At 57.7% G+C, this 352-nt stretch carries 1 protein-coding gene; it reads left to right on the forward strand.

The genetic code is table 11. From position 1 onward, the window contains the following. Positions 1–2: 2 nt before the first annotated feature. Positions 3–352 (forward strand): helix-turn-helix domain-containing protein (locus TV75_RS21035; protein ID WP_044340712.1); only part of this gene is annotated, 350 nt, incomplete at its 3' end.

Genomic DNA, 352 nt, shown 5'->3' on the forward strand with positions numbered 1-352 from the left:
CCATGAGCCTGAAAGAAGAGTTTGTTGCCTTAGCAGGGCAACCCGGCAGCAACAAACGAGAACTATGCCGACGGTTCGGTATCAGTCCGCAGACGGCTTACAAGTGGCTTAACCGCTACGCGACGCTCGGCCATTCAGGGCTGCAAGATAAATCCCGAAAACCGGCTACCAGCCCCAAGCTGACCACGCCGGCCCTGGAAGCGCAGGTCATAGCGCTCAGACAAGACCATCCAGCATGGGGTGGGCGCACGATCAGCAGCCTCTTGAAAAAGCAGATTGCTCCCAGCACCGTTACCAATGTCCTGCACCGGCACGGGCTGATTCAGCCGACTACGAAGGAGCAAGAGGCAAA

Source organism: Rossellomorea aquimaris, assembly GCF_000935355.1.
Lineage (GTDB): Bacteria > Bacillota > Bacilli > Bacillales > Bacillaceae_B > Rossellomorea > Rossellomorea aquimaris_B.